The organism is Photorhabdus aballayi (genome assembly GCF_026153155.1).
Classification (GTDB): domain Bacteria; phylum Pseudomonadota; class Gammaproteobacteria; order Enterobacterales; family Enterobacteriaceae; genus Photorhabdus; species Photorhabdus luminescens.
In genome coordinates this window covers 18528-38781 of the sequence record NZ_JAPFCD010000038.1, presented here as the reverse complement: position 1 = coordinate 38781, position 20254 = coordinate 18528, and the positions used below count along the sequence as shown (strand labels likewise).

Below are 20254 nucleotides of genomic sequence, written 5' to 3'. Positions count from 1 at the left end.
ATAAACAGTCCGATGCTGTTGTTTGAAACCAGACAAAATTAAAATTTACCGTTGAGCTGAGATATTTCACATAACCCTATTTTCAACAACTTCAACAATATATTCCAGTCAATGCCATAATCATCACATTGAATTAAGAAATCTTTTCCTTGCAAGCCAAAGGATTACGACGAATAAACATAGCATCGCCGTAACTAAAGAAACGGTATTTTTCTGCAACCGCCTCTTTATAGGCATTCATCGTATTTTTATAACCTGCAAACGCAGAAACCAACATAATAAGTGTCGATTCTGGTAAATGGAAATTAGTAATCAACGCGTCCACAACCTGATATTCAAAACCCGGATAGATAAAAATTTGCGTGTCATTAAAAAACGGCGCAATTAACCCATCCTGACAGGCTTTCGCGGCACTTTCCAGCGATCGCACTGAGGTTGTTCCAACGGCAACAACTTTGTTACCTCTCGCCTTACATGCCAACACTGCATCAACCACATCCTGTGGCACCTCTGCATATTCGGCATGCATGATATGGTCTTCAATAGTCTCCACCCGCACGGGTTGGAAAGTACCGGCACCGACATGCAATGTCACAAAAACCATTTCCACGCCTTTTTTACGCAGCGCTTCCAGCAATGGTTCATCAAAATGAAGACCCGCGGTTGGCGCAGCTACTGCGCCGGGTCGTTCACTGTATACAGTTTGATACAGCTCACGGTCTGCCTCTTCATCAGGACGATCAATATAAGGCGGCAAAGGCATATGACCTATATCATCCAAAATGGACAGCACATCACGCTTATCATCAAAACGTATTTCGAACAGACTATCATGACGGGCCAACATGGTTGCCTTAAGACTTTCATTGTCGCCCAACAACAACTCAGTTCCCTCTTTTGGCGCCTTGGAAGCACGCACATGTGCAAGTACCCGTTTATCATCCAACACCCGTTCAACCAGTACTTCCAGCTTACCGCCTGTAGCTTTTCGACCGAAAATACGCGCAGGTATAACTCGAGTATTATTGAAAACCAGTAAATCTCCGGCATTCAGCTTATCGAGAACATCCGTAAAAATACCATGCGTTAATGCCCCTGTTTCACCATCAAGCGAGAGCAAACGGCAGCCACTGCGTTGTGGTTGAGGGTAATGAGCAATCATTTCGTCAGGAAGTTCAAAAGTAAAATCGGAGACACGCATTATATTTAATCATTCAGAAAAACAGGCGGACTAGTCTAGTGCCGCAACCCTAAGGGTGCAACAAATAAGCACATAACTTCACGGATTTATATTATAATCACCAAATGAATTTTCTCGCTCACCTTCATTTAGCTACTCTGGCTGACAGTTCCCTGCTAGGAAATCTGATGGCAGATTTTGTACGCGGTAATCCAGAGGGGCAATACAGCGCTGATGTGGTTGCAGGTATTCGCATGCATCGGCGAGTTGACGTATTAACAGATACCCATCCATTGGTTATTCAAGCCCGTCACCTGTTCAGTAATCCATATCGACGGGTTGCTCCGATCACGTTAGATATTATCTGGGATCACTTCCTCTCCTTGTATTGGGATAAATTAGTTCCCACTTATTCATTACCGACATTTATTCTCCATGCCCGCAACCAGATTGAACCTCATCTTTATTACACTCCCGAAAAGTTTCAGGAACTGAATGAATTTTTATGGCCGCAAAACTGGCTGATCCGCTATGCAGATCTTGCATTTATCGCCGATGTATTAACAGGCATGGCTCGAAGACATCCCAGATTATCAGCTTTATCTGGATCATTTCAGGATATAGAACAACATTATGCTGATTTTGAAGCACTATTCTGGCAATTTTATCCCTATATGATGGAAAAAGCAGAAAATAAGGATTTTTACTGTCCATCTCAATAAGCATTGTTGTTGCATATTAGCTTGCGAAATACGTCGTGGATGCAGATAGCAAAAAAATCATTCAGGCAATACGATCTTTCCGCATGTTTAATGGTTTCTTTATCCTTTATATCCGGCGGTGCCACCAGAATTTCTTTTTCCCAACGGGCCAGCCGTTTGGCTAGCAATGGATGAATAATGGGAAACCATTTTTTAAGTAAATATTTTAATCGTTGCTTCATTCAGAAAGATCTTCATCAGGGGGACCTAAGCGATCCAATTCCGCCAAAATCAATGGAATTTGAGCTTCTAAATCCGCAGGTCTTTTATCTTTACTCCACCAGATAAGCGGTTCACGGCGTTTATAATCCACTTTGCTGACCGCTTCTTTGCCATTTAATAAAAATTTCACCATAAAGGCCACTGCCAGTCCCTTATCATTGCCGCTGCTTAAGGCTGCAAAGGTGTAACTGGTGATATTAGGGATAAAGCCACGCCCGATAAGGTTATTATTTTCATCCAGTCCGTAGACTTTGAGATACAGAATGTTAGTTTTTTCTACCATGCCTACTTGTGGATAACGGGCGGCATAAGCTTTACCTTTGTACCAGGTGTAAAAAATTTGCTGTTCTCGATCAATAATTAATGGCGCTTGGCTCTGCCAGAAAAATACACAATAGACAAAGGGAGGGATAATTAATAGATAGAATAGCAGGAAACTTATATCAATTATTAGAAGTTGGGGGCTACTGGGGTAGTAGGTATAACGGTAATACAAATATTTTCTTAGTGAAATTTCTTTATCATTGCCGATATAACGTACATCTTCCATATCCGCTGGTAGATCATTACGCAGGTAGAATTCTTCACCATATTTCTTTTTGGCATAACCAACCCATCGATGTATAGCTTCCTCATTTTTTTTTCTTGATTCTATAAAATCGTTAACGCTTAACACCAAGCTACTGATAATTCCTAATGTTACTGGGATTAAGGTGATATTTCGGAAGCGACGCTGGGGATTTCTAACCCAGCACTCCTTATCATTAAGGCAATCCAATATTTCCACATGCTTAATGGTTTCCTCGTTTTTAATATCCGGAGGTACCGCCAAGATTTCTTTTTCCCATCGAGCCAACCTCTTGGCTGGCATTGGATGAATAGTAGGAAACCATTTTTTAAGTAAATGTTTTAATCGCTGTTTCATTCGGAAAGATCTTCATCAGGGGGACCTAAGCGATCCAATTCTGCTAAAATCAACGGAATTTGGGCTTCTAAATCGGCGGGCCTTTTATCTTTACTCCACCAGATAAGCGGCTCACGGCGTTTATAATCCACTTTACTGACTGCTTCTTTGCCTTTTAATAAAAATTTCACCATAAAGGCCACTGCCAATCCCTTATCATTGCCACTGCTTAAGAAAGCAAAAGAATAGCTGCTGACGTTGGGGATAAAACCCCGTCCAATAAGGTTATTATTTTCATCCAGGCCATAAACTTTGAGGAAAAAAATATTTGTTTTTTCGGCCATGCCGACTTGTGGATAGCGAGCGGCGTAGGCTTTACCTTTATACCAGGTGTAAAAAATCTGCCGTTCGCGATCGATAATTAATGGTGCCTGACGGCGTAAAAAAAATATGGCCCATAAGAAAGGTGGAATAATTAGTAGATAAAGCAATAGGAAACTTATATCAATTATGAGAAGCCGGGAACTACTTGGGTAAAAGGTATAGCGATAGTGAAGATATTTTTTCAGAGAGATCTCTTTATCGTTACCAATATAACGAGCATCTTCCATATAATCGGGTAAATCATTGCGTAGATAAAATTCTTCTCCATATTTTTCCTTTACTAACTCGATCCAATCATGAAGATTATTTTCAGCACTTCTTCGTTCTTTTATAAAATCATTTACTGTTAATAGCAGACTGGTAATTAGTCCTAGTGTTACCGGGATCAAGGCAATACTCCGGGCGCGGCGTTGAGTATTACGAATATGACATTCCTTATTATCAAGATAGTCCAATGTTTCCACATGTTTGATGGTTTCTTTATCCTTAATATCTGGTGGTGCAGCCAGAAGTTCTTTTTCCCAACGGGCCAGCCGTTTGGCTGGTAATGGATGAATAGTGGGAAACCATTTTTTAAGTAAATATTTTAATCGTTGTTTCATAGTGTACGCTCTCCGCCAAAACTGCCCTTAATGGTATTTTCTGCTGTAGGTTCTTCTCCCCAGAGATAACGCAAAGGGGCGATAACATTTGCTGATTGTTCATAGTACCAGTACAGTTCACTACTACGGGGGAAAACGCCCTTCGTTTCGGTAAATACCACCTCCAGCGTTGCGATATCGCCATTCAGTGTGAGTTTGGCTTTTTTCTGAGCTTCCTTAAATTTGGTATTGCGGAAAGTATCAGGGGTATATTTGCGACGGTTAATTTCAATGTAATCAACTTTTTCTCCCCAGTAAGAAGTTTTGGGAGAAGTCACAAAGATCCAGCGGATATTTGAGAGACTCATCTGAAAAGCAGGCAAAGTGAAACGATAGGTAGTGACTCCAAATCCCTGTTGTATTTTCAGTTGTGGCTGAATAAAGAGGTTTAAGAACTCTTGGTTTTCGATAGTAAAATTATTTTGAGTCGTAGCATTCATTTTTCGTGCATTTTCTAGCTGTCTTAATATACTTGGTCTACTATCATCTCCCCAAAAACCATACTTATCTCCTGCTCCCCAGAAACAATTATTCAGTACTTTCTCTAAATCTGACCAGGCACTGCTGGCTTGTACAATGCTACCACCGAGAAGCAAACTGGCCCCGGCGATTATCGCAGTAAGTACACCCGCCGTCAGGAAGGTTCCTGCCGCAGCTCCGATCAAGACTGCTGTTGTTAAAATGGTAGAACCTGTCCCTATAGCGACTTGGCTATAACCTTCCACACTATTACCTACTTTAAAGGCGTTACTCGCATCATAAAAGGAGATAATTGCCCCTAAATAGCCCGTCACGCTACCGGCAACACGGGAGAATTGATTGACCATTGCGATATTGACGGCAGGCACTTTTATCCCGCTCATCAGCGCCTTGACTATGGGTGAGTTTACTTTGCTGGCTAATGTTGAACCGATAGAAGCCAAATCGGCACTCATCCCAATCACTGCGGTGCTAAAGCGCAACAGATTCATATAGGTAGGTCCGGGTTGTAAAGGGTTGTTGCGGGCATATTCTGTCTGCATGATCACATCGGTCAGGGTAAAGGCATTCAGAAACAGGCTGACACCGGTCAATGAAGAATCAAACAGTAAACCAAGGGAAGGTTTGCCAGCCCCGTCTAAAGTAAAAAGCTGAACCGGAGAGTCCACACTGGTTTTAACCTCAGGCAGGGTTATCACCGGTTTGTTGCCAAGTGATTCCAGACGTTTACTCCAGTTAATCATCCGTTCCCCGATAGCCTGTTGACGCACTGCCGGGTCAGGGAGGTGGCGATTCGCTTTCGATTCCAGTCGTTTCAGCACTTCCTGATAGCTCTGTTCGCTGAGTGCCACTCTGCCATCCGGTTCAATCACTACTCCCAGCGTGGACAACAGGGCCGGAACCAGTTGTTGGGTTATCTGGTCAATCGCTTTCTGGGGAAGTTGCCGGACATAACTTGAGCCCTGATAAATCGCCTGATGGGTATAGGCGCAGACGGTTGCCAGAAATGTCCCCATCCCCAGCAGAATATTATCGACTCCCTGAATAAATGGCCCTTTAAGTAGCGGAGATTTGACTTTGTCGTTATTCAGTACGGTGACAACCCCGGTGGTAATGGTGCGCCAGAAGTTGCCATCTCCGTTGCTGTCCGACTCTTTAGCCGCCAGCTTTGCCAGCACCTGCTGGCCGGGCAGGGAGGATTGCAGATTGCCGAGCAGGCCGGAGAGTATTTCACTGAAAAACTGGAACTCCAACGCATCCTCTTCTTCAAGCGTCTCTTTTTCATCTTGCAGTGAAAAGAAGTAGTGGAAATAATTTTTCAGCCCGCCGACTTGATAACTGAGGTCCGGGTTGTCTGCAAAGGCTTCAAACAGCTTCATAAACATCGCCTGACGCGCTTCAAAATCTTCGGTGACTTTTTTCAGTTTCGGCCAGTCATTTTCCCAGGCGTCAGAGTCAATACTGTCATCTATTTTCTTTTTCAGCTCCGGGTTTTTGGTGGCTTTGAGATTTTCGACATAGAAGCCGATGGTCAGCGGGTAGATGTTGGAGGCGTTATAGCTCTGTTGCCACAAATTCAGGATAGAGTAGGCTTCCACAATATCCCGCTGACGGCCTACCGGGTCATGCAGGATCACAATCCGCGCCTGTTCATCCAGGTGCAGATAACTGTTGATTCGCTTGATAATCAGGTCGGCGTCCATCTCGTAGCTGTTCTGAGTGGTCAGCGTATCAATCCCGACGTCAGACAAATCCAGTTCATTGATGTCTTTTTCAATGGTGGCCTTGATGTTGGCAAACTGCTCCTGCCGGATTTTGTAATCGACAATCAGTTTTCGAAAATACTTTTCTGAGGCGTTAACCGCAAAGGGGGACTGTTCCTGTTCGAGGTTGATGAACTGCATGGTTTTCTGCCGCAGTTCAAGACTGTTGTCAATCTTAGCCAGTACGGAGGAGTGCCACGGGTGTTCACTGTAAGCGATACTGATATTGATGACATCTTTGGCGACAAACAGGAATGGATGCCCCTCGCCCCGAATGCCGGGTTCAGGGATGAGTCCTTCACTGGCGTCTTTGCGGTTGAGAAACATGTACTTTTTAAATTTCTCTACCCGCTGCTTTTTGCCGTTAATCTCTCTCTCTGATACACAGTATTTAAAGATGTGCAGATAACCGCGGGCTTTACTGCCCCGGGTGGTCAACGGGTCTTCTTCCTTGATATATATCCAGCCGGGACGCAGCAGGCGGGCGGCATAGCCTTTGGTTTGCTGGAGTGACGAGGAGAACATCAGGGTGTGGATATCCGGGGGCGCTTCTGGTTTTTCCAGTTCTTTGCCGAAAAAGTTCACATAGGCATAACGAACCGGGTAAATCGGTTTAATGTTGCAGTCACAGGGCTGCATATAATTATCTACCTCAAGATTTTGCGGGAACAGTTCGTAAGCTTTTTCGATATATTGATCGAGAAGTTCCTGAATGTTGGTGGTCATAATATTTCCTTGGTTGTTAATTTTAGGATGTCATGGATACACCGCTGCTACTGTTAATTATTCAAAAAAGTTCATACAACCAAAGGGAGAGAATATTTTCACTGGTTACAATCCTGAATAAGTTCATTGTTCAAGCGGTGAACTTACGCAAATGATTTAACCGCATTTCAAAAAGCTGTTTGGAGGGATAGGATGCAGAAGTATGGACCAGATATTGCATGAAACAGGAGAAATCAGCAGGGAAAAATATGGGTTTTCTCGCGCCAACTCATTCACATTATGTTTTATTCGTAAAAGTTTTCCCCTACTGGCGTCTTTAAGATTTCTCATTTCCACCCCCTGTTTTTTGCGTTATAAAGTTAATATAAATTTATATTTATTCTCAATAAATATCAAAGTTGATAGTTTAAGTAAATGTAAATTTTTGCTCAAAACAGTCAATAATATATATTTTATAAATGTTTAAGTAACATAATTATTTAATTTATTTCAGTAAGTTCTTACCCCAATAACCGCCATTGCCAGCCTATGCTGGAGAATAAAAGGTGGACACGGATAGAGCACATGCAGGTAAATAATAGGTGAGAATGACTCCCTTCGCCCACGCTGACGTGCTACACCAGAGTGCATTCGAAAAATAACGATTTTTTTACCTGAACATCGCTTAGACTTGCTCTATCTATAAAAAGCAAAAAGTCTAATGAAATAGTCTCTTAGTTTGAATTCGACCAAGCCCTTGCAAAAATCCCTTATCTTATTAAGGTAAAGAAAATAAAAATAAAGTATTAATAGGTAAAATCTATTGCAAAGATTAGTATTTTACCCTTTATTGGTGTACGCTAATTCTTTATTCTATATCCAATTTTTACATAAACCCCGTAAAACTACAGGAGTAACTCATGGTTCTGGTAACTCGTCAAGCCCCTGACTTTACAGCAGCAGCGGTCCTCGGCAACGGCGAAATAGTTGGGAATTTCAACCTAAAAAAACACCTAAATGGTAAACCTGCGGTTATCTTTTTCTGGCCAATGGACTTTACTTTCGTATGCCCTTCTGAGCTGATCGCATTTGATCACCGCTACGAAGAGTTCAAAAAACGCGGTGTTGAAGTTATAGGTGTTTCTTTTGATTCTGAATTCGTCCATAACGCATGGCGTAAAACTCCTATCGATCAAGGTGGTATTGGCGAAGTTAAATATGCAATGGTTGCCGATACTAAACGTGAAATTCAAAAAGCATACGGCATTGAGCATCCAGATGCGGGTGTCGCTCTGCGCGGTTCTTTCCTGATCGACAAAAATGGCGTAGTTCGTCATCAAGTCGTTAACGATCTGCCTCTGGGCCGTAACATTGACGAAATGCTGCGGATGGTTGACGCACTGCAATTCCACGAAGAGCACGGCGATGTCTGTCCTGCACAGTGGGAAAAAGGTAAAGAAGGTATGAGCGCTTCTCCAGACGGCGTAGCTAAATACCTGTCGCAAAACGCGACTAAACTATAACCTCAGATATTACTTACCATATTCAGACCAGCCGGTTATTCCGGCTGGTTTTTTATCGCTGAAATTCCTCGTTTTGCCACCTTGCGCACAAAAACTTCCTCTTACCGATAACTATCACCACTTACAATTAAATTTACAATTGTTTAACATTAAAATCAGTGCAAATAAAACAAGTCATTAACTGACAAAATAACCTCGCCAAAAGACAGGAGCTCACAACATGTTGAAAACATGGAAAACACCACTGGCAATCATATCCTTGCTCGTCTCGTCCCACCTTTATGCCGCTTCGCAACCGGCTGTTGAAGCTAAAAATGGCATGGTCGTTTCAGCCCAACATCTTGCTTCACAAGTTGGCGTCGATATTCTCAAAATGGGTGGAAACGCGGTTGATGCAGCCGTTGCCGTTGGTTATGCCCAAGCCGTTGTTAATCCATGTTGTGGAAACATCGGTGGTGGTGGCTTTATGACAATTCATTTGGCTGATGGTACCAATACTTTTATTAACTTCCGCGAAACCGCGCCAAGTGCGGCAAGTGCCGATATGTATCTGGATAAAGAAGGCAATGTCATTAAAGAAGCCAGTTTATATGGTTACCGCGCGGCTGGTGTGCCGGGAACCGTGATGGGGTTAGACAGCGCCCTAAAAAAATATGGTAAATTGAGCCGTGAACAAGTCATGGCGCCTGCGATTAAGCTGGCTCGAGAAGGCTTTATACTGACCCGTGCAGACACTGATATTCTGGATACCTCAATCAAACGCTTCCGCAAAGATCCAGAAGCAGCCCGCATCTTCCTACGCAAAGATGGATCTCCTTATCAACCGGGTGACAGGCTGATACAAACCGATCTGGCGAATACGCTGGAGTTAATTGCCAAAAAAGGACAAGAATCTTTCTATCACGGAAATATTCCTAAACTGGTCGCCGAAGCGGCTAAAAAATCCGGCGGCATTATTACCGAAGCTGATTTCGCCAACTATAAAATCTCAGAAACAACCCCCGTCACCTGTAACTATCGCGGTTATAAATTTATCTCATCACCGCCACCGAGTTCAGGCGGAGTAACCATGTGTGAAATTCTGAATATTTTGGAAGGCTACAACCTCAAAGAAATGGGATTCAACTCGGCTGATTATATTCATACCCTGACAGAAGCCATGCGTCATGCTTACATGGATAGAAATACTTACCTCGGTGATCCAGAATTTGTTAAAAATCCCATCGATCGCTTACTGAGTAAGAGTTATGCTGAATCTCTACGTAAAAAAATAGAGCCAGGTAAAGCTACATTATCAGAGAATGTTCAACCAGGCATTGGCCCTCATGAAAAACCAGAAACCACGCACTATTCCATTGTTGACAAAGAAGGTAATGCAGTTTCAACCACCTATACTATCAATGGACTTTTTGGTGCTGTCGTCATCGCCCCCGGGACAGGTTTCTTTCTCAATGATGAGATGGATGACTTCACCACTAAAATTGGTGAGAAGAATCTTTATGGTCTCATTCAAGGCGCGACTAACTCTATTGCCCCTGGTAAGCGCCCACTATCCTCAATGAGCCCGACACTTGTCACAAAAGACAACAAGATATTCCTTGTTCTGGGCTCACCCGGCGGTTCCCGTATTATCTCTATTACCCTGCAAACTGCCTTAAACATCATTGAACACGGAATGCCTCCTCAAGAAGCGGTTAATAGCCCCCGCATTCATCATCAATGGTTACCCGATGAAGTTTATTATGAGCAACGTGGTATTTCTAAAGACTCGCTGAATTTGCTAGAAAAAATGGGATACAAGATGGTGGAACAGATACCGTGGGGCGCCGCTGAAGTAATTATGGTTGGCTTACCTAAAGCCGCTGACGCTTCAGCTAATTCTTCCGGCAATGATGCAGCCGTATCGGGTAAAGTTCGTGAAAACCATTTTTATGGAGCCAATGATGTCCGACGCCCGGCCGGCGCGGCTATTGGTTACTAATGGTCCAATAATTAAAAAATAGCTAATCTGTATATACCCTATGGATTTCAAGATGCATCGCGACGGCAAGGGAGCGAATCCCCGGGAGCATAGATAACTATGTGACCGGGGTGAGTGAGTGCAGCCAACAAAGAGACAACTTGAAAGATAACGGGTATAGGCAATATCGGGATGGGATATCCTTCTCTTAGGAACCCCATCCCACGCTTTCCCTGAACATCTGACGATGGCAAACAGTCAGAGAAACAAATATCATCACTGATGCATTTGAGTCTCGCGGGTACCAGAACGCCCTAAAACACGGTCATAAATACCAGCCACAACTAAAACCAACAAGGATGGCGCTAACCAAGCTAGTCCTTGATCCGCCAATGGTAAACGTGTTGCCCAGTTTGGTAACAAATAAGCCAGTGCTTCAGACGACTTAATCGCATCCAAAATACCAAATATCAGACTAATTAACATTACTGGAGCCAAAATACGGGTGAAATTGTGCCACCAGCACAGCGTAAAACTCAACACAATCAGAACGATACAAGGTGGATAAATAGCTGTCAGTACCGGTATAGAAATCTTAATCAAATGACTCAAACCAAGGTTAGAAGTCAACATGGAGAACCCTCCAAGGATCAAAACCAGCGAACGATAAGACAGGGGCAAATAGCGGCTGAAAAACTCAGCACATGCACAGGTTAATCCAACCGCAGTCACCATACAGGCGACAAAAATCAGCACAGCCAGGAAAATACTGCCAACGCCACCAAAAGTATGATGAACATAGGCATGCAAAATAACCGCGCCATTTTCTGCATGAGGCACTAACTCTCCACTACCAGCTCCCAACTTAAACAGGGAAAGATAAACCAGTATCAGACCAAAGCCAGCAATAAAACCTGCCCACATTGCATAACGAGTTAATAATGAAGATGAGGCAACGCCTCTTGAACGTGCAGCGTTAACAATAACAATCCCAAACACCATCGCTCCCAGCGTATCCATCGTCAAATAACCATTGACGAAACCACTGGAGAATGGAATTTGCTGATAAATATCAATCGCGGGAATTGAACTACCGGCTGGCCAAAGTAAAGCAGCAACACCAAGTATACCTAACGCCAACATCTTGATGGGTGCTAACACATGCCCGACAGTATCAAGCAAACGACCAGGGTAAAGGGAAACAGCAATTACCAGCACAAAATAAATAAGACTGTAGATAAACAGGGGTAACTCACCGGTACTGGTAAGCGGAGCAATGCCGACTTCAAAAGAGACCGTCGCAGTCCGAGGGATAGCGAATAAAGGACCAACAGCCAAATAACAAACTGTCGCCAGCAGCAAACCAGCAACTCTACCAATAGGTGAACTCAGCTCTTCAATACCACCGCCAACTTTTGCCAATGCGATGATTGTAATGACGGGTAAACCAACCGCTGTCGTTAGAAAGCCTAGAGCGGCTAACCAAACGTATTCACCTGATTGTAACCCCACCATCGGGGGAAAAATAATATTTCCCGCCCCCACAAACAGAGCAAAAGTCATAAACCCTAATGCCCAAATATCCTTAGATGATAAACGATGTGTCATAATGATTATTAATATTTTGTTACCATATTTATGGCCTGAATAATATAAATACTGTCAATAGCTAAGCCCATATTGACAATATTGAACCCTAATTTAACGATTTATTATCAAAATAATATTCACCAGGTATCTGTTGAAGACAGATTTATAGTGGTTATTATAGATAGAATCGCCAACAACTGCCCACAAGTAAAACTTTTATAGTGCCAGAAGGCAATAGATAAACCAGAATGCAGAAGTATATGCCGTACTCTTTTTCAAAACTAGTGATTGCTGTTAGCTATCATTGAATAAACACTATATGATTTGCGTTTTTTTTAACCTGAAAAAATAATAATCAATTGCAAAGATTAATTATTACTGTTAATCAAACTATTCCTATCTCTCTTGCTGGTTATTTTGACAGGTACAATCAATCCTGTCGGTAGAGTAAAACTAAAGATCGTCCCTTTCCCTACTTCGCTGGAAATTTTAAGATGAGAATGGTGATGATGTAAGGCATGTTTAACAATCGCAAGACCAAGACCACTTCCTCCCGTTTGTCTGGAACGCGCTTTATCTACCCGATAAAAACGTTCGGTCAAACGAGGTAGATGTTCAGCGCTGATACCTTGCCCATTATCTTTCACGGTAAACTCAGCACCGTGGGAATTCTTTTTCCAACTGACATCAATTTGAGTCCCTTTAGGGGTATGGTTAACTGCGTTATAAACCAAATTCGACATTGCGCTGCGAAGCTGCTCTTCATTGCCGAACACTTTAAGTCCTTCACCAATATCAAAATTAATCTTATAACATTCATTACCCAGCGCTGTGGCTTCCTGACGCAATACTTTAAGCATCAAAGGCACATCAACCACTTCATTCATATCAATCTGGGGAGCGACTTCAATTTTAGACAGTTGCAACAATTGCTTCACCAAACTGTCCAGCCTTCGGGTTTGCTCCTGCATCGTATTCAACGCTTTCTTATTTAGCGGATTATCCTGCATCATTTCCAAATAACCCTGCAAGACAGTTAAAGGGGTACGCATTTCATGACTGACATTGGCAAAAAAATCACGACGGGCATTTTCCAGTGTTCGTTTCTGAGTCACATCTCTGGCAACCATTAAGAACTGGCCCTCAGAATAAGGCATCACCCGAAACTCAACAGTGAAACCATTATTTAACTCAATGGATAAAGGACGTGAAAAATCTCTGGAAAGAATATATCGGCTAAAATCAGGGTAGCGAAGTAAATTGAAAATGTGCTGCCCATTGTCTTCAGGCCAACGAAAACCGAGTAAATGTTGCGCCAAACGGTTGCACCAAAAAATATTACCTTCCGTCGTCATCATTACAATGGCATCAGGCAATGATTCCGCCCCGCTACGAAACCGTTTGATCAACAGCGCCAACTCACGACGCCGCTTTCGATTCCGTTGCTGCATCTGGTGAATACCATAAAAAATAGGCTCCCACCCTCCTCTCCCCGACGGCGGCAACATACTGCGATCCAACCATAACCAATTCGAAAGTTTCAGCAAGTTATAACCATGCCATATCAACACCAACAATACCGAAACAAATAAACACCAGGATAAATGACCAATAAATATCGACAAAATTAACGCAGGTAAACAAAAGAGAAACAGTTCTGAAACCAGTTTCTTCCAAGATAAACGTTCTAACACATTAGATTCTCCGGTGCGTGGATTTAGTAACGGGTAGAAAAACGATAACCCGTACCACGAACGGTCTGCACCATTTTATCATGGCCGCCAATCTCTAATACTTTACGTAAACGGCGAATATGGACATCAACAGTTCTATCTTCAACATAAACATTTGCTCCCCAAACATAATTAAGCAACTGTTCACGGCTATAGACCCGTTCAGGGTGAGTCATAAAGAAGTGCAGTAATTTAAATTCCGTCGGCCCCATATCCAGCGCTTTATCCTGGCTGGTCACTCGATGGGACGTTGAATCCAAAACCAAGCCATTCATTTCGATAATATCTTCCATGACCATCGGCGAAATACGCCGCAATACCGCTTTAACTCTGGCAACCAGCTCTTTAGGAGAGAAAGGCTTGGTAATATAGTCATCTGCCCCAACTTCAAGGCCACGCACCCGATCTTCCTCTTCACCGCGGGCAGTTAGCATCATCACCGGAATATCACGGATATTACTATTCCGTTTCATCTGTTTAATTATCTGCAAACCAGAACCGCCGGGAAGCATCCAATCCAATAATACTAAATCAGGATATGGCTCAGATAAACATGCCAACGCAGAATCATAATCCTCTGCTTCTACCGGCTGATACCCATTTTTTTCCAGAACAAAACAGACCATCTCACGAATCGGAGCTTCATCTTCAACTACCAGAATGCGTCTTGCCATGATTAATCCCGTTAATATATTGAGATAAACGCTACTCAGTTTGAAAAAGCATTATGCGTCAGTTTTATGACAAATTTATGAAATCCTGCCTTGGTTATCCTCCATCTGCAATCTATTTCGCAATAATTAACTCAACAATTGTCATATTTCATAATGAATGCGAAGCCGTTCGAAGATATATTCACGAAATCAGATTTAAAAGCGACATCGAGAATACAGCGATTATAATCATGCTTCACTTTAACCAATGACGGCGAAACTATGCGTATTATTCACACTTCGGACTGGCATCTTGGCCAATATTTTTTTACAAAAAGCCGGGCTGCCGAACATCAACATTTTCTGCGCTGGCTGATTAAACAGGTTGAACATTATCAGGTCGATGCACTAATTGTTGCCGGAGATGTATTTGATACCGGCTCACCGCCTAGTTACGCCCGTGAGCTATATAATCGCTTTGTCGTTGAGCTACAACCGACCGGTTGCCAGTTAATTATCCTTGGCGGCAACCATGATTCAGTAGCGACATTAAATGAATCAAAAGAGCTCCTTTCCTGCCTGAATACTGCCGTTATTGCTCACGCAGAAAAAGATCCACAAAAACAGATAAAAGTACTCACCACCAAACAAGGCAATACCGGTGCAATTCTTTGTGCAATCCCTTTTCTGCGGCCAAGGGATATTACGATCAGCCTGGCCGGTCAGTCAGGAGAACAGAAACAACTCGTATTACAAGAAGCCATTGCAGAACATTATCATCGACTCTATCAGCAAGCGTGTAAATTACGTGATGACTTGAATTTGCCCTTACCTATTATTGCGACCGGGCATCTGACGACCATTGGCGCCACGGTTACAGATTCAGTGCGGGATATTTATATTGGTACATTGGATGCCTTCCCGGCGCAAGCTTTCCCGCCAGTAGACTATATTGCGCTTGGGCATATTCACCGGCCACAAATAGTGGCTAAATCTGAACATATTCGCTACAGCGGCTCCCCTATTCCTCTTAGTTTCGATGAAATCGGGCAAGAAAAAAGCGTCTGTTTGGTGGAATTTACCCAGGATAAACTGGCATCTATTAAGCTTTTACCCATTCCGCAATACCAGCCTATGCAACTTATCAAGGGCAACCTGCAACAAATTGAACAACAGTTACAAACTTTTAATAACTACCAAGGAGAGCAACCCGTCTGGTTGGATATTGAAGTTGCCACCCAAGATTACCTCCATGATATCCAGAAAAGGGTTCAATCAATGGTTGCAGAACTTCCTGTGGAAGTCATTCTGCTACGACGTAGTAAAACGCAGCAGCAAAACAGGCTCGCACAAGAAAACAGAGAAACGCTGACAGAACTTAGCGTAAATGAGGTTTTTGCCCGACGGCTTGCACAATCGTCACTCGAAGATGAAGAGCATAAAAAACGTCTGACCACTCTTTTCGAACAAACACTGAACGATATCTATCAGGCTAAAAACAAGGAGGAACAGGCATGAAGATTTTGAGTCTACGGCTAAAAAACATTAATTCATTACAAGGTGAATGGAAAATTGACTTCACAGCAGAGCCGTTTGCCAGTAATGGCCTGTTCGCCATAACCGGCCCTACCGGTGCGGGTAAAACGACCTTATTGGATGCTATTTGCCTTGCGCTTTATCACGAAACACCACGCTTGACGATTTCTACCTCACAAAATGAGTTAATGACCCGACACACCTCAGAATCACTAGCCGAAGTTGAGTTTGAAGTGAAAGGTGTCGCTTACCGTGCTTTCTGGAGCCAACGGCGAGCGCGTAATCAACCGAATGGCAATCTGCAAGCCCCTAAAGTGGAACTCGCTCTTAGCCGCAGTGGTAAAATTCTGGCCGATAAAATCCAAGATAAAAAAGAGAAAATCATTGAAATTACTGGATTAGATTACGGCCGTTTCACCAAATCCATATTGCTATCCCAAGGAGATTTCGCTGCTTTCCTTAATGCTCAGCCAAACGAACGGGCTGATTTATTGGAAGAGTTAACCGGCACTGAAATTTACGGCATTTTATCCCAACAAATTTACCAACAACATAAACAAGCACAGTCAGAGCTGGATATTCTGCAAGCCAAAGCATCCGCCATTGATTTGCTAACAGCAGAGCAGCATCAACAATATCTGGAACAACAGCAACAACTCACCCATGCGGAATCACAACTCAACCAGCAGATAAAAACATTGCAACATTCGGCACAATGGCTGACACGTGAGGAAGAACTTGAGCAACTTGTTACTGAAAACAACACTGCCTTACAGCAGGCAGAAAAAGCGCTGACTCATGCAGAACCGCAACTGCAAAAACTGGCTAGCAGTGAACCCGCAGAAACACTGCGCCCATTGCTGGATGATAAAAACCGAACGCAATATGAACATCAGAGAATCAGCAAACAGTTGGCAGAGATGCATCAGCAACTTCACCAACAACAACAGACGCTCACGCCGATACAGCAAAACGTGACTCATGCAGACTCTGCCAGAGCAAAGCATCAACAACACCGGCAACAACAAGAAAAGCTGATAACAGAACAGGTGATTCCATTAGATCATCAAATTGCAGTGCAGACTAAAGAGCTTAATCTTACTCAGCAACAAATCAGCGAACAGAAAACCACACTTGAAAACCGTTGTCAGCAATATGACACAGCAAACCAGCGCGCCCTATCATTCACCAATCAAAGAAAACAACTGGAAAACTATTTCGAACAACAACCTTATCATCAATATTTCGGTGAAAAACTGGCTTTTTGGCAACACCAATTCTCTTGGCGGCAAGAACAGCAACAACAAATTGATCACCAAATGCAAAAAGTTGGCGAGCTCACCACTGAAATCGCGCAACTTAACAATAATCTGAACAAACAAGGAGAAGACTTAAAACAACAGATTGAAAATAACCAACCGCTGGAACTGGCATTTAAGCAGGCTAAACAACAATTTTTTACTCTGCAAAAGCAATATTCGCCGGAGAAATTAAAAAAACAATTAACTCAATATCAGGAACAGCTACCACTGCAACATAAACTGGAAATCCTGTCGCCGCAAATATTACAATTACAAGCCGCTATTACCAGTCATCATATTCGCTTACAACAACCGGAAAAATTATTAAAGGAACTTCCTGCTCAAATTGAATCCATTGATAAACAACTCTCAGACAAACAGCAACATTTAGCCGATCTTACTCAACGTATTCAGTTAGAACAAAAGATTGTCAGCCTGGAAAAAGAACGGGCACAACTCAAGGAAGGCTCCCCTTGCCCACTGTGCGGTTCTGAACATCATCCTGCAATTCAGGCTTATCAAAATATTGAACTGCCAAAATCAGAACAACGGTTAAAAGATTTACGTCTGCAATTCGATGAATTACAAGCCACCAAAATATCATTGGTTAATAAAAAAGAGTTCCAACAGCAACAACACGACCATATTTTGCAAGAAATTGCTGATGCTGAGCCACGATTGAATATATTAATTCAACAATGGCAGGAAACCTGCGCAATGTTACAGATTGAAATTTCTCTTTCGGATAAACCTGCCCTTGAACTATTTGTGCAACAAAACCAATCTGCTTATCAGCTTTGCCAGACTCAATTAACCGAACTTGAACTAACAGAAAAAACGTACCAGAAAACAGAAAAAACACTGGCCGCTCATCAAGAACACATTAAAGAAATTGAGAAAAATATTGAACTTAGTAAACATCAATACAATACACAGAAAAAACACTTATCTGAACTGCAACCAGAGATACAACAGCAGCAGCGTAAACTAACGGATGTCATCGAAAAAATGACGTCAGAATTACAGCAATATGATTTATCACTGCCAATGCTGAATGAAAGTGAAAACTGGCTACAACAACGTAGAAAAGAGTGGCAGGTATATCAAAACTGCCATGAAAATTGGCAACAGATCCAAAAAGAAGAAGCGGTTATCCAAAATCAGATTGAATCATTGCATAAACAGAAAGAAGAATATGTATCCCGCTTAAATGGGCTTAATCAAACAGTACAACAACAGGCACAGCAACTCACAGAGACACAACAACAGCGCCAACAACTATTTGGTGAACAATCTGTTACGGAAATCACTCAGGCATTACAACAACAATCTCAAAAGCTGGAGGAAATATACGAACAGTCACTGTCACATCTGCAACAAGCGCAATCCAGCATCAATCAACTAACCGGCGCCGTTTATGAGACAGAAAAAAACTGTCACCAATCTGAACAACAAAAACAGCAAGCAGAACAAAACTTCAATGTTGCGTTAGCAAAAAGCCCCTTTACCGATCAGCATACCCTTGAAGCGGCACTGTTATCACCAGAGCAACGTAAGGAATTACGACAACTGAAAGAACAGCTTGAACAACAGCAGATACAAGCCAACGTCCTATGCCAGAAAGCATCGGAAGCCCTGCAACAACACCGTAAAAATCGTCCTGAGTTACTTGATCAATATACAAAATTCCAACTGACTAAACAGTTGGAAAGCCTCATTGATGAGCTAAAAAGAAACACCTTACAACAAGGAGAACTGAAAAACCTACTTGGTAATGATGCAATACGCCGTCAACAGCAAAAATCCTTATTGGAAGAGATCAGCCATTGCCGACAAAATTATGATGACTGGAGTTATCTTAATAACCTGATCGGTTCGGCTGATGGCGCTAAATTCCGTCGCTTTGCTCAAGGATTAACCTTGGATCATTTGGTTCATCTCGCCAATCAACGGCTGAAAAAATTGCACGGACGCTACGATTTGCAACGTAAAAACAGTGATGGTCTTGAGCTGCAAGTGGTTGATACCTGGCAAGCCGATGCTATTCGTGATACCAAAACGCTTTCTGGTGGTGAAAGTTTTCTGGTCAGCCTTGCCTTGGCTTTAGCGCTATCTGATTTAGTCAGCAATAAAACCAGTATTGATTCATTATTCCTAGATGAAGGCTTTGGCACACTTGATCAAGAAACCCTTGATATTGCTCTTGACGCGCTGGATCATTTAAACGCTTCCGGTAAAACCATTGGTGTTATCAGCCACATTGAAGCCATGAAAGAACGGATACCCGTACAAATTAAGGTTAAAAAAATTAATGGGCTTGGGATAAGTAAACTCTCACCTGAGTTTCGTTATGATAAGCAATAGCGGAAGACAATAGCAGAAAACAATAAACAGTATTCCCAAAGTGAACTGAATATCGCCATTTTTTCCTTAGAAAGAGCACTCCCGCCAAAATAAGGCGGGAAGGTAATTTCGGATGAGATCTCATCGATAATAAGATATTGGCTGATGCCAATGGGCAAAAATTCTCTACAACGGACAGTACCCTCCAGTCTCGTTACTCCAGAAAATATCTGGGTAAAGGCCGAGGACTCTCTCTGTACACTCTGATAATCATTTGGAACGATGAATAGTCCTGACTTATGATTTTCGAGGACTTTTGCACTGGATACAAAGATAGTATTCAATCGTAATAATAAAAATATATTTATATTATCCTTATTCTGAATGGTTTATATGAATATAAATTTTAATTAAAATTAATTCTATATATATGTTAGTTAACTACATTTTATAAATTTTGATGTTTTTTGTATGTTAAATTAAATTAAATAATTTACTTGCTGATAAAAGATAGTTATCACCCGATAACTAAAAGAAATTGGAAAAAATATATTTTACTAAATATCATATAAGAA

General features: G+C 42.3%; 14 protein-coding genes. 6 read left to right on the top strand and 8 right to left on the bottom strand.

All coding sequences use genetic code 11. The features are described from left to right. Positions 1–133: 133 nt before the first annotated feature. A complete protein-coding gene (queA, locus tag OO184_RS17280) occupies positions 134–1201 on the bottom strand; it encodes a tRNA preQ1(34) S-adenosylmethionine ribosyltransferase-isomerase QueA (RefSeq protein ID WP_265380235.1) in 1068 nt (355 codons plus the stop codon). Between the two features lie 104 nt (positions 1202–1305). Between queA and OO184_RS17275 the strand changes: the two genes are divergently transcribed. Next, on the top strand, positions 1306–1902 hold the full coding sequence (locus OO184_RS17275; RefSeq protein ID WP_265380234.1) for an acyl carrier protein phosphodiesterase: 597 nt from the start codon (positions 1306–1308) through the stop codon (positions 1900–1902). Here the strand turns inward: OO184_RS17275 and OO184_RS17270 are convergent. Genes OO184_RS17270 through OO184_RS17255 form a run of 4 tightly spaced genes read right to left on the bottom strand, consistent with a single transcriptional unit; the run spans position 1896 to position 7061 of the window. Continuing rightward, positions 1896–2123, bottom strand: a complete 228-nt coding sequence (locus OO184_RS17270; RefSeq protein WP_265380233.1) for a hypothetical protein — start codon at positions 2121–2123, stop codon at positions 1896–1898. The genes OO184_RS17275 and OO184_RS17270 overlap by 7 nt on opposite strands. Continuing rightward, the gene (locus OO184_RS17265; RefSeq protein WP_265380232.1) at positions 2120–3088 is read right to left on the bottom strand and encodes a hypothetical protein; all 969 of its coding nucleotides are present in this window, start codon (positions 3086–3088) and stop codon (positions 2120–2122) included. The genes OO184_RS17270 and OO184_RS17265 overlap by 4 nt, the downstream gene beginning before the upstream one ends. After that, entirely contained in the window at positions 3085–4053 is a 969-nt protein-coding gene (locus OO184_RS17260; RefSeq protein ID WP_265380231.1) for a hypothetical protein, read from the bottom strand. Before OO184_RS17260 ends, OO184_RS17265 begins: the two co-directional genes overlap by 4 nt. Beyond that, positions 4050–7061: a toxin VasX gene (locus OO184_RS17255; RefSeq protein WP_265380230.1), complete on the bottom strand. Its 3012-nt coding sequence runs from the start codon at positions 7059–7061 to the stop codon at positions 4050–4052. The genes OO184_RS17260 and OO184_RS17255 overlap by 4 nt, the downstream gene beginning before the upstream one ends. Before the next feature lie 899 nt (positions 7062–7960). On the opposite strand from OO184_RS17255, the gene OO184_RS17250 reads away from it, so the two are divergent. Both OO184_RS17250 and ggt read left to right on the top strand, forming a co-directional pair. Then, complete coding sequence (locus OO184_RS17250; protein WP_139656741.1) at positions 7961–8563, top strand: peroxiredoxin C; 603 nt, start codon at positions 7961–7963, stop codon at positions 8561–8563. A 220-nt stretch (positions 8564–8783) separates the two neighbouring features. Next, on the top strand, positions 8784–10544 hold the full coding sequence (gene ggt / locus OO184_RS17245; RefSeq protein ID WP_265380229.1) for a gamma-glutamyltransferase: 1761 nt from the start codon (positions 8784–8786) through the stop codon (positions 10542–10544). Positions 10545–10799: 255 nt separating this feature from the next. Here ggt and brnQ read toward each other — a convergent pair whose 3' ends face one another. From brnQ to phoB, 3 genes are all read right to left on the bottom strand, one after another. Further along, positions 10800–12131 carry a branched-chain amino acid transport system II carrier protein gene (gene brnQ / locus OO184_RS17240; protein WP_265380228.1) on the bottom strand — a complete coding sequence of 444 codons (1332 nt, stop codon included), beginning with the start codon at positions 12129–12131 and terminating at the stop codon, positions 10800–10802. Positions 12132–12481: 350 nt separating this feature from the next. Further along, entirely contained in the window at positions 12482–13807 is a 1326-nt protein-coding gene (gene phoR, locus OO184_RS17235) for a phosphate regulon sensor histidine kinase PhoR (RefSeq protein ID WP_265380227.1), read from the bottom strand. A gap of 23 nt (positions 13808–13830) precedes the next feature. Beyond that, positions 13831–14520: a phosphate regulon transcriptional regulator PhoB gene (gene phoB, locus OO184_RS17230; RefSeq protein ID WP_265380226.1), complete on the bottom strand. Its 690-nt coding sequence runs from the start codon at positions 14518–14520 to the stop codon at positions 13831–13833. 261 nt (positions 14521–14781) lie between these two features. On the opposite strand from phoB, the gene sbcD reads away from it, so the two are divergent. The 3 genes from sbcD (at position 14782) to OO184_RS25280 (ending at position 19969) form a co-directional block, all read left to right on the top strand. Continuing rightward, a complete protein-coding gene (sbcD, locus tag OO184_RS17225) occupies positions 14782–16017 on the top strand; it encodes an exonuclease subunit SbcD (protein WP_265380225.1) in 1236 nt (411 codons plus the stop codon). Then, positions 16014–19700 carry an AAA family ATPase gene (locus tag OO184_RS17220; RefSeq protein WP_265380224.1) on the top strand — a complete coding sequence of 1229 codons (3687 nt, stop codon included), beginning with the start codon at positions 16014–16016 and terminating at the stop codon, positions 19698–19700. The genes sbcD and OO184_RS17220 overlap by 4 nt, the downstream gene beginning before the upstream one ends. A 137-nt stretch (positions 19701–19837) precedes the next feature. Then, positions 19838–19969, top strand: a complete 132-nt coding sequence (locus OO184_RS25280) for a Tn3 family transposase (protein ID WP_376712575.1) — start codon at positions 19838–19840, stop codon at positions 19967–19969. Positions 19970–20254: the final 285 nt, after the last annotated feature.

Coding starts and splice junctions, on each gene's coding strand:
- queA (WP_265380235.1), bottom strand. CDS start 1,201: ATGCGTGTCTCCGATTTTACTTTTGAACTTCCTGACGAAATGATTGCT.
- OO184_RS17275 (WP_265380234.1), top strand. CDS start 1,306: ATGAATTTTCTCGCTCACCTTCATTTAGCTACTCTGGCTGACAGTTCC.
- OO184_RS17270 (WP_265380233.1), bottom strand. CDS start 2,123: ATGAAGCAACGATTAAAATATTTACTTAAAAAATGGTTTCCCATTATT.
- OO184_RS17265 (WP_265380232.1), bottom strand. CDS start 3,088: ATGAAACAGCGATTAAAACATTTACTTAAAAAATGGTTTCCTACTATT.
- OO184_RS17260 (WP_265380231.1), bottom strand. CDS start 4,053: ATGAAACAACGATTAAAATATTTACTTAAAAAATGGTTTCCCACTATT.
- OO184_RS17255 (WP_265380230.1), bottom strand. CDS start 7,061: ATGACCACCAACATTCAGGAACTTCTCGATCAATATATCGAAAAAGCT.
- OO184_RS17250 (WP_139656741.1), top strand. CDS start 7,961: ATGGTTCTGGTAACTCGTCAAGCCCCTGACTTTACAGCAGCAGCGGTC.
- ggt (WP_265380229.1), top strand. CDS start 8,784: ATGTTGAAAACATGGAAAACACCACTGGCAATCATATCCTTGCTCGTC.
- brnQ (WP_265380228.1), bottom strand. CDS start 12,131: ATGACACATCGTTTATCATCTAAGGATATTTGGGCATTAGGGTTTATG.
- phoB (WP_265380226.1), bottom strand. CDS start 14,520: ATGGCAAGACGCATTCTGGTAGTTGAAGATGAAGCTCCGATTCGTGAG.
- sbcD (WP_265380225.1), top strand. CDS start 14,782: ATGCGTATTATTCACACTTCGGACTGGCATCTTGGCCAATATTTTTTT.
- OO184_RS17220 (WP_265380224.1), top strand. CDS start 16,014: ATGAAGATTTTGAGTCTACGGCTAAAAAACATTAATTCATTACAAGGT.